Consider the following 15,791-nt stretch of genomic DNA (forward strand, 5'->3'; position numbering starts at 1 on the left):
CATTCCGACCGCTTCAGGCCGTCTGAAAACATTGCACGAAAACCAATAACTTTATGACCACACAAGAATTTCCACACCAGCATACTGCCCATTGCGAAAGCGGTGTGATGTCCACCCTGCTCAAATACCATGGCCACAATTTAGACGAAGCCATGATTTTCGGCATTGCCCACGCGCTGACGTTTGTCTGGATGCCGCTGATCAAATTAAACGGCATGCCGCTGGTTTCCTACCGTACCGCGCCACGCAGCATCATCAAAAACACCTGCAAAGCATTGGGGCTGAAATTATCCGTCCGCAAATTTTCCGACGCACAAAGCGGACAAGCCGCATTGGATGCCGCGCTGTCTTCAGGCAAACTGGCCGGTTTGCAAACCTCCGTCTTCTGGCTGCCCTACTTCCCGCCGCAAATGCGCTTCCATTTCAACGCACACAATCTTTTAGTGTACGGCAAAGACGGCAACGACTACCTCATCAGCGACCCCGTATTTGAAACCGTACAACGCTGCGCCACCGAAGATTTGCAACGGGCGCGCTTTGCCAAAGGCGTATTGGCGGCAAAAGGTATGATGTACACCTTGGAAGACAACAGGCCGTCTGAACAAATCATGGCAGACTTGCCCGCCATCATCCGCAAAGCCATACGCAAAAACGCCAAACAAATGCTCCCGCCCGTTTTTTTCGTCGGCGTAAAAGGCATCCGCACGTTGGCAAAAAACATCGAAGCCCTGCCCGCCAAACGAAATGAAAAATACCAAAAACTGTTTCTCGGCCATCTCGTGCGGATGCAGGAAGAAATCGGCACCGGCGGCGCAGGTTTCCGCTATATCTACGCCTACTTCCTCGAACAAGCCGCCCATATCTGCAACGAACCTGCGTTTCAGACGGCCTCGGAACAAATGACCGCCATCGGCGACCAATGGCGCCAATTCGCAGCCATGTGCGTGAAGCAGTGCAAAAAACCGTCCGAAAATGGCTGCCGCGAAATCGCCGCATTTTTGCGCAAGATTGCGGATGATGAAGAAGCGTTGTGGCGGGGATTGTTGAAATAATGGGGAATCATGCGGCATAACTCAATCCGCCGCGCACCGTTTTGAAATCAGGTCGTCTGAAAACTCAAAGAAAAGATAAAAATGCGTTACTTAGCCACACTCCTATTATTGTGTTCCGCCCTAACCCATGCTGCGCCGCCGAACGGCTTTGCCTTGGTGCATGATGCCGACGGACACACCAACTTACGCGAAAGCCCCGATTTGAATGCCAAAGTCTTAGCAAAAATTCCCAACGGTACGCCGTTGAAATGTTTGGGTGATGGCGGCGAAGGCAGTTTGACTTTCTGTACTGCCCAGCTGCAACAACCTGCCGCAGAAGACTACGGTTTCATCCATTACAGCCGTCTGATATTTCCCGCCGCTGACAAAAACTTCGTCCGCCTGCGCGAACAATCCGGTCGCGACGATACTCTGACTTTGTCCGGTAGCGGACAAACGGTACACATCGTTGCCCGCCGCATCCATCCAAAACTCAGCGACTTCTCGGGCATCAACAAAGACAAATACACCGCGCGGCTCTATCAAGGCAAACCTTTCTATGGTACAGACTACGACATTCCCAAAAGCGTGTTCGCGCTTGAACGTATCACGCTAAACGGTCAAGCGGTTCCCGCTGCCGAACTGCAAGGACTGTTCTCGCCCGATTTTGCCTCCACCGCACGCGGCAGCAATGTATATCAACGCTGGGAAGCCTATTACCGCCACACCGACAAGACGCTTTATCTGTTCGGCAGACAAAGTTCGGGAGCCGGTAGTTTCGATGTCTGCTTTATATTTAAGGACGGCAAATTCCAGCGCCGCTATTTATGGAATGCTGCGATTTAAATATCGCTCGAAAGGCCGTCTGAAACCATGATTCAAATCCAATCCCTCTCCCACCGTTATCCCAAAGCCGAAACCGCCGCGCTGGACAATGTGTCGTTCGACATTGCAGACGGCGAATGTTTGGGGCTGCTCGGTCACAACGGTGCGGGGAAAACGACGCTGATGTCGCTTTTGGCCGGCTTGCAGGAAGTACGGCAGGGCGAAATTTTGTTTGACGGCAAACCTTTGCGCCTGTTGGGCCGCAGCGAGCGGCAGAAAATCGGTTTGGTGCCGCAGGATTTCGCGTTTTATCCGCAGCTTTCTGTGTGGGACAACCTGCTGTTTTTCGCCTCGCTTTACAAAGTACGCGACAAAGGCCGTCTGAACACGCTGTTGGAACAGACCGACCTGACCGCCCACAAAAACAAGGCGGCAAAGCATCTTTCGGGCGGGCTTAAACGCCGTCTGAATTTTGCCATCGGTCTGATTAATACGCCGCAGCTGGTGTTCCTCGACGAAATCACGGTTGGCATCGATCCGCAGTCGCGCCGCTTTATCCTCGACAGCGTGGCGGATTTGACGCGGCAGGGGGTAACGGTGGTTTACACCTCGCACTATCTGTCGGAAATCGAACAGCTTTGCGGCAAAATTGCGCTGCTGCAACACGGCAAGCTGGTGTACCACGGCGGTTTGGATGAGCTCTTAAGCACGCAAACCGGTGTCGTGCGCTTTACCGTCGAACCGCCGCTGCCGCCTCAGACGCTGGCTGCGTTGGGTGCCAAACAAGTGGACAGCCGCGGCATGATGGAAACGGCGCACGATGCCGCCGCCGTTTACGCCGCCCTGCAACAAAGCGGCGCGCAAATCCGCTACTTCCAGCAGGGACACGGTTCGCTGGAAACGTTTTACCTTGATTTCCTGCGCAAAGACGAGCCAGCAACAGATAAGCAAAATCCACAATGACGACTTCCTCCCTCCTCAAAGAACTCAAACTGCTCTGCCGCGACCTGCACGGTTTGGCCGTGTTGTTTGTGATGCCCATCGCCTTCATGCTGATTATGTCGTTGGCGCTGAGCCGTGACCAAGATCCGCACACCGACAGCCGCATCGCGCTGGTCGGCGCGACAGACGACAGCGTCAATACCGCGCTGGCCGCCGCGCTGGAAAAAGAGCAGATTCATGTTACGCTGATGCCGTCTGAAAAACTGACCGACGCGCAAAACGGCCTGCACGACAAACGTTTCCAACTGGTGCTGCACAACCCGAACCCCGCTTCCGGTAAAATCGCCGACAACAAAGCCCTGCAAATCTATGTACCGCCCGATACCGAGCCTTCATGGCTGGCGGCGGTTAAAGGCGTTTTGCAGCAGCACTACACCGAAACGCGGCTGGACGCTTATTTCGACAACAACGACGGCATCAAAATCGACAATAAAAAACTGCCCCGCTCCATCCGCAAAGACATCCAGAAAAAAGTGGATGAAAAAAACGACGAACAATTCGCCGCCGTGCGCAGCTTTTTAGATAACAAAATGCTGGAAGAACACTATCTGAGCGCAGGTAGCGGCACGGTGGAAAAACCCAACGCCGTACAGCACAGCGTACCTGCATGGCTGATTTTCGGTATGTTTTTCATCATGATACCGCTGTCGAACGTCATGGCGCTGGAACGCCAGACCAACACCATCACCCGCCTTCGTCTCGCCCGCGCCTCCGCGTCCGGCCTGATTGCCACCAAACTCGTCCCCTATTTCCTGATTAACCAGCTCCAATTTGTCGGAATGCTGCTGCTCGGCCGCTACCTGCTGCCCGAAATCGGCGTGCCCGCCCTCATACTCAACGGCAGCCTTGTTCCCTACGCGCTGTTGTCCGCCGCCGTCAGCGCCGCCGCACTCGGCTACGCGCTATTAATCAGCGTCTGCGCCAAATCCACCGAACACGCCGTCGTCCTCGGCGGCGGCGGCATTATCCTGATGGCGGCAATCGGCGGCATTATGGTGCCTGCACACGTCATGCCCGAAACCATGCAACAACTCACTTGGATTTCCCCAATGGCTTGGGGCTTGAAAGCTTTTCAAGAACTGCTGCTCAACCGTAGCGGCTTGGACGGAATTGGCCGTTATCTGCTTCTACTGTCTGCGTTCTCTTTTGCCACACTGACTGCTGCCGTATTGGTTTATCGTAGGCAGTTGCAGACGCAGGTTAGGTTTTAAACGTTTGTCTGCCCTAGGTAGACAAACTTATTTCTCAAAACCATTCCTATAAAACTTCAGGCCGTCTGAAAGATATTTTCAGACGGCCTGAAGTTTGATGTGCTATGGATTGTTTCAATAACAAAATATGCTCAACAAAATACTAAAATCCAAACGCAAAAAAACCTGCTTTTTTCAAAGCAGGTTTTTTATATTTGGTGGGTCGTGAGCGATTCGAACGCTCGACCAACGGATTAAAAGTCCGCTGCTCTACCGACTGAGCTAACGACCCGATAAGCTGTGCATTATAGAGACGGGGCGCACAGCTGTCAACACCTTTTTTAAACTTTTTTATTCGACGACGATTTTTGGGAAGCGGCTGCTGAAGTCTTTGCCTTTATCGGCAATGGCCAGTGCGATTTGGAAGGCGGCTTCGGTGTAGATGTCGGCGATGGTTTGGTTGTTTTCAAACAAGGCTGAAGATGTGCCGCTGTCCATGGCTTCGCGTACAGGCAGGCTCAATGGAAGTTGGCCGAGCAACGGTACATTCAAACGCTCTGCCAAATTTTTGCCGCCTTCTGCGCCGAAGATTGCTTCGGCATGGCCGCAGTTGGTGCAAATATGGACAGACATGTTTTCCAAAACGCCCAAAATCGGAATATTGACTTTGTTGAACATATCCACGGCTTTGCGTGCATCAATCAGGGCGATGTCTTGCGGCGTGGTGACGACAACGGAGCCGGTCACGGGGATTTTTTGCGACAGGGTCAATTGGATATCGCCGGTACCGGGCGGCAGGTCGATGAAGAGATAATCGACATTGTCCCATTCGCTTTGGAACATAAGTTGTTGCAAGGCTTGGCTGACCATCGGGCCGCGCCAAACGACGGCTTGGTCGGTATCGACCAGAAAACCGATGGACATCACTTGAATGCCGCTTTCGGCTTCAACAGGAATGAGTTTTTTGTTTTGTTGATCGGGTTTGCGGTCTTGTACGCCGAGCATGGTGGGCTGGCTTGGGCCGTACAGGTCGGCATCGAGTACGCCGACGCGCGCGCCCATTCTGGCCATTGCGGTGGCAAGGTTGGCTGTGGTCGTTGATTTGCCGACGCCGCCTTTGCCGGATGCAACGGCGATGATGTTTTTCACGCCTTTGATGGTTGCTACGCCGGGTTGGACTTTATGCGTACCGATTTCGGTATCGATACTCAAGTGAATGTGGGCCTCGCCGGTATGCGAAATGACGGCTTCTTGAACGGCGTTGGCAATGTCTGCGGCAATATGGGCAACCGGGAACGCAAATTTCAGGCCGATATGCAGGCCGTCTGAACGCTCTTCCAGAAGCGAAACGGCTTTTTCGCTGCCCAAAGTGCGTATTGTGGTGGGAATCAACACGGCATCGAGTGCGGTTCGGATGGCTGGAATATTCATAATCTGCCTCTTGAATGTGGGAAATTGTTTGATGTGCGCGATTTGCCTGCCTGACAAATCTGCTGAATTATACCCTTGAACGCCATGTAAGGGATACGCCCGAAAAACTTCAGGCTGCCTGAATCATCGGGCAGCCTGAAAAGCGGGTCAACTGAAACGCGGCCTTATTCGCTCAAGAGCGCAATGTCGGCAACTGCGTTCATTTGTTCTGCCAAGCGGTTCAGCAGGTTCAAACGGTTTTGTTTCACGGCGGCATCTTCGGCCATCACCATCACGCCGTCGAAGAAGGCATCGACTTGCGGTTTGACGGAAGCCAGTTCGGACAAAGCAGTTTGGAAATTGCCTTCGGCAACGGCGGCGGAGATTTTCGGCTGCAAACCTTGAGCGGCGGCGTACAGAGCTTTTTCTTCGTCCTGTTGCAGCAGGCTTTCGTTAACCGCGCCCAACTCGGCATCGGCTTTTTTCAGCAGGTTTTGCACGCGTTTGTTGGCGGCGGCCAATGCGGCGGCTTCAGGCAGCTGTTTGAACGCGGCAACGGCTTGCAGTTTGGCGGTCAAATCATCCAAACGGCGCGGCTGTTTGGCGAGTACGGCGGCAACGATGTCTTGCGGATAATCGTTTTGCAGCAACACGGCCAAACGTGCCTGCATGAAGTCGGTGGTTTCAGACGGCGTTTTTTCGTTAAGCAAACCTTTGGGGAAGCTGTCGAAGGCCGTCTGAATCAGTTCGTTTACATCCAAACCGTACTGCATCAGCATCCGCAAAATACCCAAGGCGGCGCGGCGCAGGGCGTATGGATCTTTGTCGCCGGTCGGAATCAGGCCGATGCCCCAAATGCCGACCAAGGTTTCCAGCTTGTCGGCCAGCGCAACGGCAGTGGCCACTTTGCCGTTCGGCAGGTTGTCGCCGGCAAAACGCGGTTGGTAGTGTTGCTCGACGGCTTCGGCGATTTCTTCGGTTTCGCCGTCCAAGCAGGCATAGTATTTGCCCATGGTGCCTTGCAATTCTGGGAACTCGCCGACCATTTCGGTTACCAAGTCGGCTTTGGCCAAACGTGCGGCACGTTCGGCTGCGGCGGCATCCGCGCCCAATGCTTTGGCGATATGGGCGGCGATGCTTTGCAGGCGTTCGATGCGCTCGGCTTGCGAACCGATTTTGTTGTGGTAAACCACGTTGGACAATTTCGGCAGACGGCTTTCCAAAGTCGCTTTTTGGTCTTGTTTGTAGAAGAACTCGGCATCAGACAGGCGCGCGCGCAAAACGCGTTCGTTGCCTTGAATGATGTGTGACGGATCTTCGGTTTGCAGGTTGGACACCAGCAGGAAGCGGTTCATCAACTTGCCGTTTTGGTCGAGCAGCGGGAAGTATTTTTGGTTTTGCTGCATGGTCAAAATCAAGCATTCTTGCGGTACGGCGAGGAAGTGTTCTTCAAAACCGGCTTCCAATACCACAGGCCATTCGACCAATGCGGTCACTTCGTCCAACAATGCTTCATCGGCGGCAACGGTCGCGTTCAGACGGCCTGCCTGCTCGTTCAAGGCCGTCTGAATGGCGGCTTTGCGCTCGGCAAACGAAGCGACGACTTTGCCTTGTTCGCGCATTTGTGCGGCGTAGCTGTCGGCGTTTTCGATGGCGATTTCGCCGTTGGAGAGGAAGCGGTGCCCCAGCGTTTTGTTGCCGCTTTGCAGGCCCAAAACGCTGACGTTGACGATGTCGCCGCCGTGCAGCACGATCAGGCTGTGTACAGGGCGCACGAAGGTGAATGTGCTGCTGCCCCAACGCATGACTTTAGGAATCGGTAGTTTTTTCACTGCGGCATTGATGATGTCTTCCAAAAGCTCGCCCAAGGGTTTGCCGGTTTGGACGTATTCGTAGGCGTACACGTCTTGCTTGCCGTCGTGGACGATGGTCAGGTCTTCGATTTTCGCACCCGCACCGCGTGCAAAACCTTCCAAAGCCTTAGTCGGCGCACCGTCTTTCATGGCATTCGCCACAGCCGGGCCTTTTTTCACGATTTTTTGATCGGCTTGAACGGCCTTCACGTTTTTAACTTGAACGGCCAAGCGGCGCGGAGAAGCGTAGGCAGTGTATTCGGCTGCGCCGTCAATCAGTTGCGCCTTTTCCAAGCCTTCGGCAACGGAAGCGGCAAAATGGTTGCCCAAATTATTGAGGGCCTTTGGCGGGAGTTCTTCAGTGAGAAGTTCGATTAAGAGGGTTTGGGTTGTCATGTGCTTATCGTTAAATAGGAAATTGGTTTGGCGTCTGAAAACGGCATCATGCGGTTTTCAGACGCAAGGTTGATTGAATTGACGGCGATTTTATCATTTTCAGACGGCCTGTGGCTGTCTTTCACAAACAATTTGCCCGATTTTCAAGCAACTTCGTCCGCAACGGCTTCAATTCGCAGCGCGGATATACGGCAAACCACTGGTTTCGTCGCTTTCGGGAATGTCGCTTCCGGCAAACAGCGCACCGGCCAAACGCACGGCCGCGCCGGTCACGGCCGGGGAAATCATAAAGCCGTGGCGGAACAGGCCGTTGACTTCAATCAGGCGGCGTTCGCGGTTGAAGCGGATTTCGGGATTGTGGTGGTTTAACGTCGGGCGCAGGCCGGTGGCCAGTTCCAAAAGGTTCGCTTCGCCAAATGCCGGATGCACGGCGTACAGGGCGGACAAAAGTTCCAAACCGGAACGCACGCTTGCCGGCGCTTGGCTTTCGCTTTCGATTTGGGTCGCACCAATCACAAAAATATGGTTTTCCTTCGGCGCGATATACAAAGGATAGCGCGGATGCAGCAGGCGCACGGGGCGGGACAGCTCGACTTCGGGTGCGTAAACGCGCGCCACTTCGCCGCGTATGCCGCGCAATTGGCTTTCAGACGGCCTGTTCCACGCTGCTTTTGCACCATAACCGCGGCAGTCGATAACCCAATCGTATTGCACCGCCAAATCTTCGACTTCGCGTTCGCACGACCAATGGCAAGGCACATTCATCGACGCCAAAGCATCGGCCAGCGCATTCAATACCTGCCGTCCGTCCAACTGTCCTTCCGCCGGCAGATACAGGCCGTCTGAAAACCGCCCTGCCAGTTGCGGCTCGTTGGCCGCGATTTCGTCCGCGTTCCAACGTATGGTTTCGTGTTCCGGCACGCCGCCGCGCTTCAAATGACGGACAAACTCGGCAGAAAGCGGCTTGTCCTGTGTATGCCAAACAATCAGGCTGCCTTTTTCCTGCATCATCACCGGCGTGTTCAGACGGCCTAAAATACCGCGCCACAGCGCGAAACTCTGCCTGCCCAAACGGATGACTTCAGGCGTTGCCTCCACCGCCTCGGAAGAAGGCGCCAGCATGGCGGCGGCAACATAGGCTGCGGCTTGTGCGCCGTTACGTTCGCCTTTCTCAAACAACTCTACCGACACACCCTGCTCCGCCAATTGGAACGCAATAAGGCGACCGGAAAGGCCGCCGCCGAGTACCGCAATCTTAGGCATCAGTTTCTCCTTGTTTTTAATACATAAATGAGTGCATATTTTAGAACTTGTTTGGCTGTATCACAATATCGATGGAAAATGAGAACAGTTTTTGCAGATTATGCTCAAGCTAAATCAGTAATAAGTAAACAAAAATTTTCCCTCCGCGTCCGACAGTTAACCGCTTCAAGCTGCCAATCTGCTTTTATAAGAAATATCTTCCTTAATATAAAACCTACTATAATGCCATCTTTTGATATATTCACGTTCACTCAGCATCATTGCCCCGCTGATTGGCTTTGATGCACACATTTAATTTTATAAGGAATAATAATGAAAAGCTTGGGCAGTACGTTATTTATCCTCGGCATAAAGGTAAGAACATGCAAGAACTAGAACAAGAAAATAGTAAAAAACAGGAAGTAGCAGACAACGTTGCCATGACCAAGTTGCAAGATGTGTTCAATCTTGCACATGACCAAGCTCATCCTGACAAAATCGATTCCGTCATTCGTGCCAATACTCGGGTGTCCGGAACCAATATGTGGGTATTGATATTTGCCATTGCTGTGGCGAGTATCGGTCTGAATGTCAACAGCACGGCGGTAGTGATCGGCGCAATGTTGATTTCGCCGTTGATGGGGCCGATAGTCGGTATGGGTTATGGTTTGGCGGTCGGCGATACTACGCTGATCCGCCAAGCGGCACGCAATATTATTATATTTGTCGTCATCAGCTTGATTACCGCTACGTTGTATTTCCTGTTAACCCCGCTTAAAGAGGCGCAAAGTGAGCTTTTGGCGCGTACTCAGCCGACTCTTTGGGATGTGTTGATTGCCTTCTTCGGCGGTAGTGCGGGCATTGTGGCGCAGACCCGAAAAGAAGGAGGCAATGCCATACCGGGTGTGGCGATTGCGACCGCATTGATGCCGCCACTGTGTACCGCGGGCTACGGACTGGCTCATGGCAACTGGCAATTTTTTTTCGGCGCTTTTTATCTGTTTGCCATCAACTGCGTGTTCATCGCTTTTTCGACCTTGTTGTTTTCCAAGCTGCTCAAGCTGCCGCGCAGGGGGTTGGTAACGGAATCCAAACGCCGGTTGCAAAGTATCATTATTACCGCCGTCGTACTGGCTGTGATGATTCCGAGCGGCTATATGGCATCAGGACTGGTGCGTCAGGAGATCTTCAACACCAAAGCCAATTCCGCCATTGCCACCGCACAGCAACAGGAAGGTTTTTTCGTGCTGCGTAAGATTTTGAACCACAGAGAAAATATGGTCGGTCTGATTGTCAACGGAACGGGCAATGCTGAGAAAATTTCTGCCTTATTGGTGAAGAGCCTTGAAGTGTCAGGTGTGAAAGCGCCGAAGGTCAACGTGGTCTATGCGGGAGGGGACGATGCTAAAATCGAAGAATTGCTGGCAAGCCGAAACAACTCGGCGCAGCAGCAAAATGAGTTGAAAGAGCAACAAGCCTACATAGATACCGTGCTTGCAGGTAAAACTGCAGGTGCTGACGATGCTGCGGTACTCAAGGAATTAAAAGCCCAATATCCGGAAGCGGAAAAAATCGTTGTCGGACGCGGCTTGGTTTGGGAGAAAGCGCAAACGGCACCCACTACACAGGAGCAACCTGAAAGCAGTCAAAACAAACAGGCAGACATAAGTAACGATATCGTCGTGGTCTCGCTCGAATTTAAGGAGCCTCTGCCTGCCAAAGATCACGAACGCTTACAGGCGTGGTTGAACCAGCGTTATGAAGGTACAGCGGTGCGCTTGTTAGTCAATGCTAAAGTTTTGGACAAATAGCCATTCTCCAAAATATTTGGGGCTAACGTAGATTAGCTCTAAATTCGACACCAATCCCGCAGGATTTTAAACCGTTGAGACGGTATGCCGAAGTTAAACCGAAATTCGCATTCTTTCAAGAACAGCGGAAAAGATTTGCGATCGATTTGGCATTCGGTTTGAATTATATGAACGCGGTACCAAAAGTTTTGGCCTGGATTTACGAATGGGTCGAAGATACCGCCCTATGGATTAAAGCAGGCATTACGGGTAGTGGCGCTTTACTGTGGTTGGCAGGCAACTTCCTTGAAAAACTTGCAGAGGCAGAACAGGAAGAGGAAGAAGAATAAATACCATAAAAGGCCGTCTGAAAAGTTTCAGACGGCCTTTTTATTAGGTTCACCAAACAACGTTTTTTTATGCCCGAAAGTATGCCTTAATCGGATAAATGGCTACTTATCCGAACTTCACTTCTGCCCCGAATACTTCCCGCCACAGTTTTCGCACATTGCCGTAGTGGGTCAGCAATTCGTCCGTTACTTCGGTTTTTTTGGCATCGCGCAGTTTGGTGTTGTGTTGCTGCTGGCGGTAGAAGCGGTAGGCGGTACGGCTTTGTTCGGCGAGGGTTTTGTCGATGAGGCCGCAGTCGGCGGCGATGTTCAGGAGAGCGATGTTGCCGTAGTTGTCGAGAAGTTGCGGATATTTTCGGGCATGGGCAAGGATGAGGTATTGGACGATAAATTCGACGTCGACCACGCCGCCGCGCGCGTATTTGACGTTGCTATCGACCGGCGGATGGGTGGGGAACATTTTTTCGCGCATTTCGATGATTTCGCCTGCTAAAACGGTTGGGTTGCGCTCGGCGGTCAGCATTTCGGTGCGGATGCGGTCGAAGGCCGTCTGAACATCAGGCGTACCGCAAATAAAACGGGCGCGGGTGAGGGATTGGTGTTCCCACGTCCAGGCGTTTTCGCGCTGGTATTTTTCGAAGGCGGCGATGCTGTGGGCGAGGAAGCCGGCGTCGCCGTTGGGGCGCAGGCGCAGGTCGGTTTCGTAGAGGCTGCCTGCGCCGGTGGCGGCGGAAAGCCAGTTGGTCAGGCGGCGGGCGAGGCGGCTGTACACGTCGCCTGCGTCGGGATGGGGATCGTCGTAGAGGTAGACGAGGTCGAGATCGGAGGAATAGCTGAGCTCTTTACCGCCCAGTTTGCCGTAGCCGATAATGGCAAATTGCGGCGTGTCGCGGTGTTTTTTGGGCATATCCACCCACGCACACGACACGGCGGCGGCGAGGATGGTGTCGGCGAGGGCGGAGAGTTGGTCGGAAAGGGATTCTACCGTCCACAGTCCGGCGAGGTCTTGGACGGCGAGGCGGAAGACTTGGGCGTGTTGGAAGCGGCGCAGGGTGTCCATTTGCGCTTCGGTATCGCCGCCGCAGGCTTTGAGGTCGTCTGAAAGAGCGGCGGCGAGGGCTTGCCAGTCGAACGCTGTATCCAAAAGCTGCGCGCTGATGAGTTCGTCCAGCAGAATCGGATATTTGCTCAGATACGCCGCCACCCATGAGCTTTGGCTCATAATCTGCGCCAGTTGCGCCAGGGTTTGCGGATGCTCGTTAAGGAAGGCGAGATAGGCGGAGCGGCGGCTGATGTTTTCGAGGAAGTCAAACAGCCGCATCAGCGTATCGGTCGGGTTGGGTTGCTCGGCCGCTGCCTGTACGAACAGCGGCACGATGGCGTCAAAACGGGGCTGGGCGTGTGCGGAGAGATGGCGGTATTTATGGCCGTGCCGGATTTGGTCTAGCCTTGCGGCGACAGTTTCGGCATCAAACCCGTGTTCTTTCAGACGGCCTAGCCGTTCCTCTTCGTCGGGTTTTTCCTGCCATGCCCATTGCCATTCGCTGTTGCTTTGCGTTTGTTCTTCGGGTTCGCTCAAGATTTCGTTGAACAACTGATTGACCTTGTTTCGATGAACGTTGAGGCCGTCTGAAAAAGCGGCGTAGCTGTCGAAACCCATGCTTTCGGCGAGCAGTTGTTGCTGTTCGGGCGAAGTCGGCAGGGTTTGGGTTTGCTGGTCGTCCCAGTATTGCAGGCGGTGTTCAACATCGCGCAGGAAGCGGTAGGCGGCAAGCAGGGTTTCGACGTTTTCAGACGGCATGATGCCCAGCTCGGCAAGTTTCTTCAGCGTTTCCTGCGTGCCTTTCAGTTGCAGCGCGCGCATTTGTCCGCCGCGTATCATCTGGAAAATCTGGGCGATAAATTCGACTTCGCGGATGCCGCCCGCGCCGAGTTTGATGTTGTCCGCCATGCCTTTTTTGCTGACTTCGCTGCGGATTTGGCGGTGCAGGTTCCGCATCGCCTCATACGCGCTGTAATCCAGATATTTGCGGAACACGAAAGGGCGCACCAGCGATTTGATGTCGTTCGGATACGGCGTGACCACGCGGCCTTTGCACCACGCGTAGCGTTCCCATTCGCGCCCCTGCGTAATCAAATATTGCTCCAGCGCGGTTTCACTCAACACCAGCGCGCCCGAATCACCGTCCGGCCTCAGCCGCATATCGACGCGGAACACCTGCCCGTCGGCGGTGATGTCGTTCAGCAGCGCAATCAGTTTCTGCCCGACTTTGGTGAAAAATTCCTGATTGCTCCGTTCGCGCCTGCCGTCGGTATCGCCCGATTCAGGGTAGATAAAAATTAAATCGATGTCGGAAGACACGTTCAACTCATAGCCGCCCGCCTTGCCCATCGCCACCACGCTCAAATGCTGCGGCGATTTGGTATAACGCCCGATCGGTGTGCCGTACATGTCCCGATAATAGGCGTAGGCAAAGTCCAGCGCGGTATTGACGGCAAAATCGGCAAACAGCGTAATCGTGCGGGTTACTTCGTTTAAATCGCTGATGCGGTTTATATCGCGCACGATAATCTGCGACACCACATAACGGCGCAACTCGCGCAACTGCCGTGCCAGCTCTTCCTCGTTTTCCTCCGCGCGGATTTTGTCCCAGTCGGCAAAGGCTTGGAAATCCGCTTCGGTCAACACCTTATCCAGCATGGGCAGGAAAATTTCGGGCTTGAGTTTGCCTGAATCAAGGTTGCGGGCGAGAAAAAGGGAATAACGGCGGGCAGTATCGAGGCGGTTCATAATCTTTGCCTGAATAAACAGAAAAGACCATCATAGCAAGGTTTCAGGCCGTCTGAAAGCCACGCTTTCCCCTATCCGTGCAATCGGCTAAAATACCAACTTTGCAACCCATCATAAGGAAACCGCCATGACCCGTATGGTTCACTGCGTCAAACTCGGCAAAGAAGCCGAAGGCATGAAATTTCCGCCGCTGCCCAACGAGCTGGGCAAACGCATTTTTGAAAACGTTTCCCAAGAAGCATGGATGGCTTGGACCCGCCACCAAACCATGCTCATCAACGAAAACCGCTTAAGCCTTGCCGATCCGCGCGCGCGCGAGTACCTCGCCCAGCAGATGGAACAATACTTCTTCGGCGACGGCGCAGATGCCGTACAAGGCTACGTTCCGCAAGAGCCTAAATAAGCATTAAACGCCGAGGCCGTCTGAAACCCAATTTTCAGACGGCCTTTAAAATTCCCGATTGCCCCACATATTAGACAAATAGAACAGATAAATCATACAAACCCATGATTCTCTGTTAAAATCCAAATTTCATTCATTTCAATCCACACTGGAGCAAACGCCATGCAAAACGACGTTTACGACTATACCTCGCAAGGCTCGGTTGCCAAAAATACCGTCCTGCAAAAAACCTACCGCCTGCTCGGCCTGTCTTTCATTCCTGCCATTGCCGGCGCATTCTTTTCCGCCAAAACAGGCTTTAACATTTTTGCCATATTCGGCTCATACTATGTTGCCCTGGCCGCCTTCTTCGGCTTCTTCTACGGCATGACCTTCCTGATCGAGAAAAACCGTTACAGCAACGTCGGCGTCGCCCTGTTGATGATCTTCACTTTCGGTATGGGCCTTGCCATCAGCCCTATGTTGCAATACGCCCTGGCGATTAACAACGGCGCGCAAATCGTCGGTACGGCCGCCGCCATGACCGCCGGTGTATTCTTCACCATGTCCGCCATGGCACGCCGCACCACAATGAACATGAACAAACTCGGCAGCTTCCTCGGCGCCGGTGCCATCGTGCTCATGATTGCCGTTGTGGCCAACATCTTCCTCAACATCCCTGCCCTGAGCCTGACCATCGCGGCCGGCTTCGTTGTCTTCAGTTCCCTAATGATTATGTGGCAGGTGCGTACCGTCATCGACGGCGGCGAAGACAGCCACATCAGCGCGGCGCTGACCATCTTCATCTCCATCTACAATATTTTCAGCAGCCTCTTGAGAATCCTCATCTCTCTCAGCGGTGACGACTGATCAAGCCGCAAAGGCCGTCTGAAATTTCAGACGGCCTTTTTGATTTTTGACATCACCGGCAAACTCCCCTATCCTGAACGCACACAAACCCCATTCCCAACCCAAAATGACCACGACCACTCCGCGCCGTGCCGTGTACGCAGGCAGCTTCGACCCACCCACTCTCGGTCACCTGTGGATGATACAGGAAGCCCAATCCCTCTTTGACGAACTCATCGTCGCCATCGGCACCAATCCCGAAAAGCGCAGCACCTACACCATAGAAGAACGCCGCGCCATGCTCGATGCCATTACCCACCCCTTCCACAACGTCCGCATCAGCGTGTTTGAAAACCGCTTTTTGGTCGATTACGCCCGCGAGGCCAACGCCAATTTCATCGTCCGCGGCATCCGTTCCGCCGCCGACTACGAATACGAACGCTCGATGCGCTACATCAACAGCGACATCGCCCCCGAAATCTCCACCGTCTTCCTGATGCCGCCGCGCGAAATCGCCGAAGTATCCTCCACCATGGTCAAAGGTTTGGTCGGTCCACAAGGCTGGCGCGACATGATAGGCCGCTACCTCCCCGAACCCGTCTATCAAAAAATCCTGCAAGACCACGAAACAAACACATAAAACAAAGGCCGTCCGAACATTTCAGACGGCCTTCCAAATT

At 53.5% G+C, this 15,791-nt stretch carries 13 protein-coding genes, 1 tRNA gene and 1 pseudogene; 9 read left to right on the forward strand and 6 right to left on the reverse strand.

Annotated features, from left to right (window positions below; translation table 11 throughout):
• Positions 1-53: 53 nt before the first annotated feature.
• The 4 genes from RRV97_RS08150 (at position 54) to RRV97_RS08165 (ending at position 4,069) form a co-directional block, all read left to right on the forward strand.
• On the forward strand, positions 54-1,052 hold the full coding sequence (locus tag RRV97_RS08150; RefSeq protein ID WP_315611231.1) for a BtrH N-terminal domain-containing protein: 999 nt from the start codon (positions 54-56) through the stop codon (positions 1,050-1,052).
• Positions 1,053-1,133: 81 nt separating this feature from the next.
• Positions 1,134-1,877, forward strand: a complete 744-nt coding sequence (locus tag RRV97_RS08155) for an SH3 domain-containing protein (protein WP_315611232.1) — start codon at positions 1,134-1,136, stop codon at positions 1,875-1,877.
• A gap of 27 nt (positions 1,878-1,904) precedes the next feature.
• Entirely contained in the window at positions 1,905-2,819 is a 915-nt protein-coding gene (locus RRV97_RS08160) for an ABC transporter ATP-binding protein (RefSeq protein WP_315611233.1), read from the forward strand.
• On the forward strand, positions 2,816-4,069 hold the full coding sequence (locus RRV97_RS08165) for an ABC transporter permease (RefSeq protein ID WP_315611234.1): 1,254 nt from the start codon (positions 2,816-2,818) through the stop codon (positions 4,067-4,069). The genes RRV97_RS08160 and RRV97_RS08165 overlap by 4 nt, the downstream gene beginning before the upstream one ends.
• 195 nt (positions 4,070-4,264) lie before the next feature.
• Here RRV97_RS08165 and RRV97_RS08170 read toward each other — a convergent pair.
• The 4 genes from RRV97_RS08170 to RRV97_RS08185 form a co-directional block, all read right to left on the reverse strand.
• Positions 4,265-4,340 (reverse strand) — tRNA-Lys (locus RRV97_RS08170).
• A 59-nt stretch (positions 4,341-4,399) separates the two neighbouring features.
• Positions 4,400-5,479: an iron-sulfur cluster carrier protein ApbC gene (gene apbC / locus RRV97_RS08175; protein ID WP_315611235.1), complete on the reverse strand. Its 1,080-nt coding sequence runs from the start codon at positions 5,477-5,479 to the stop codon at positions 4,400-4,402.
• Positions 5,480-5,643: 164 nt separating this feature from the next.
• A complete protein-coding gene (gene glyS, locus RRV97_RS08180) occupies positions 5,644-7,707 on the reverse strand; it encodes a glycine--tRNA ligase subunit beta (RefSeq protein ID WP_315611236.1) in 2,064 nt (687 codons plus the stop codon).
• Positions 7,708-7,875: 168 nt separating this feature from the next.
• Entirely contained in the window at positions 7,876-8,970 is a 1,095-nt protein-coding gene (locus tag RRV97_RS08185; protein ID WP_315611237.1) for an FAD-dependent oxidoreductase, read from the reverse strand.
• A 362-nt stretch (positions 8,971-9,332) separates the two neighbouring features.
• On the opposite strand from RRV97_RS08185, the gene RRV97_RS08190 reads away from it, so the two are divergent.
• Positions 9,333-10,760: a TIGR00341 family protein gene (locus tag RRV97_RS08190; protein ID WP_070837033.1), complete on the forward strand. Its 1,428-nt coding sequence runs from the start codon at positions 9,333-9,335 to the stop codon at positions 10,758-10,760.
• Between the two features lie 38 nt (positions 10,761-10,798).
• Here RRV97_RS08190 and RRV97_RS08195 read toward each other — a convergent pair.
• Positions 10,799-10,963, reverse strand: a pseudogene (locus tag RRV97_RS08195) (IS1595 family transposase); the annotation flags it as partial.
• Between RRV97_RS08195 and RRV97_RS08200 the strand changes: the two are divergent.
• Positions 10,928-11,089 (forward strand): cell division protein, encoded by a 162-nt coding sequence (locus RRV97_RS08200; RefSeq protein WP_314059133.1) that lies wholly within the window; start codon positions 10,928-10,930, stop codon positions 11,087-11,089. The pseudogene RRV97_RS08195 and the gene RRV97_RS08200 overlap by 36 nt on opposite strands.
• 106 nt (positions 11,090-11,195) lie before the next feature.
• On the opposite strand, the gene glnE is transcribed toward RRV97_RS08200, so the two are convergent.
• Complete coding sequence (glnE, locus tag RRV97_RS08205) at positions 11,196-13,880, reverse strand: bifunctional [glutamate--ammonia ligase]-adenylyl-L-tyrosine phosphorylase/[glutamate--ammonia-ligase] adenylyltransferase (protein WP_315611238.1); 2,685 nt, start codon at positions 13,878-13,880, stop codon at positions 11,196-11,198.
• 127 nt (positions 13,881-14,007) lie between these two features.
• Here glnE and RRV97_RS08210 point away from each other — a divergent pair, with 127 nt between their 5' ends.
• The 3 genes from RRV97_RS08210 to coaD all read left to right on the forward strand — a co-directional run bounded on the left by RRV97_RS08210 (position 14,008) and on the right by coaD (position 15,751).
• Positions 14,008-14,283: an oxidative damage protection protein gene (locus RRV97_RS08210; RefSeq protein ID WP_003682648.1), complete on the forward strand. Its 276-nt coding sequence runs from the start codon at positions 14,008-14,010 to the stop codon at positions 14,281-14,283.
• A gap of 162 nt (positions 14,284-14,445) precedes the next feature.
• Positions 14,446-15,132: a Bax inhibitor-1 family protein gene (locus tag RRV97_RS08215; protein WP_315117987.1), complete on the forward strand. Its 687-nt coding sequence runs from the start codon at positions 14,446-14,448 to the stop codon at positions 15,130-15,132.
• A gap of 106 nt (positions 15,133-15,238) precedes the next feature.
• On the forward strand, positions 15,239-15,751 hold the full coding sequence (gene coaD, locus RRV97_RS08220) for a pantetheine-phosphate adenylyltransferase (protein WP_315611239.1): 513 nt from the start codon (positions 15,239-15,241) through the stop codon (positions 15,749-15,751).
• Positions 15,752-15,791 lie beyond the last annotated feature (40 nt).

It is taken from the genome of Neisseria sp. DTU_2021_1001991_1_SI_NGA_ILE_055, assembly GCF_032342915.1.
In the GTDB taxonomy this organism is placed as follows: Bacteria; Pseudomonadota; Gammaproteobacteria; order Burkholderiales; family Neisseriaceae; genus Neisseria.

What these genes read in the sequence shown, in the direction of transcription:
- glnE (WP_315611238.1), bottom strand. Translation starts at nt 13,880, where the DNA reads ATGAACCGCCTCGATACTGCCCGCCGTTATTCCCTTTTTCTCGCCCGC.
- RRV97_RS08160 (WP_315611233.1), top strand. Translation starts at nt 1,905, where the DNA reads ATGATTCAAATCCAATCCCTCTCCCACCGTTATCCCAAAGCCGAAACC.
- RRV97_RS08150 (WP_315611231.1), top strand. Translation starts at nt 54, where the DNA reads ATGACCACACAAGAATTTCCACACCAGCATACTGCCCATTGCGAAAGC.
- apbC (WP_315611235.1), bottom strand. Translation starts at nt 5,479, where the DNA reads ATGAATATTCCAGCCATCCGAACCGCACTCGATGCCGTGTTGATTCCC.
- RRV97_RS08165 (WP_315611234.1), top strand. Translation starts at nt 2,816, where the DNA reads ATGACGACTTCCTCCCTCCTCAAAGAACTCAAACTGCTCTGCCGCGAC.
- RRV97_RS08155 (WP_315611232.1), top strand. Translation starts at nt 1,134, where the DNA reads ATGCGTTACTTAGCCACACTCCTATTATTGTGTTCCGCCCTAACCCAT.
- RRV97_RS08210 (WP_003682648.1), top strand. Translation starts at nt 14,008, where the DNA reads ATGACCCGTATGGTTCACTGCGTCAAACTCGGCAAAGAAGCCGAAGGC.
- glyS (WP_315611236.1), bottom strand. Translation starts at nt 7,707, where the DNA reads ATGACAACCCAAACCCTCTTAATCGAACTTCTCACTGAAGAACTCCCG.
- RRV97_RS08190 (WP_070837033.1), top strand. Translation starts at nt 9,333, where the DNA reads ATGCAAGAACTAGAACAAGAAAATAGTAAAAAACAGGAAGTAGCAGAC.
- RRV97_RS08215 (WP_315117987.1), top strand. Translation starts at nt 14,446, where the DNA reads ATGCAAAACGACGTTTACGACTATACCTCGCAAGGCTCGGTTGCCAAA.
- RRV97_RS08200 (WP_314059133.1), top strand. Translation starts at nt 10,928, where the DNA reads ATGAACGCGGTACCAAAAGTTTTGGCCTGGATTTACGAATGGGTCGAA.
- RRV97_RS08185 (WP_315611237.1), bottom strand. Translation starts at nt 8,970, where the DNA reads ATGCCTAAGATTGCGGTACTCGGCGGCGGCCTTTCCGGTCGCCTTATT.
- coaD (WP_315611239.1), top strand. Translation starts at nt 15,239, where the DNA reads ATGACCACGACCACTCCGCGCCGTGCCGTGTACGCAGGCAGCTTCGAC.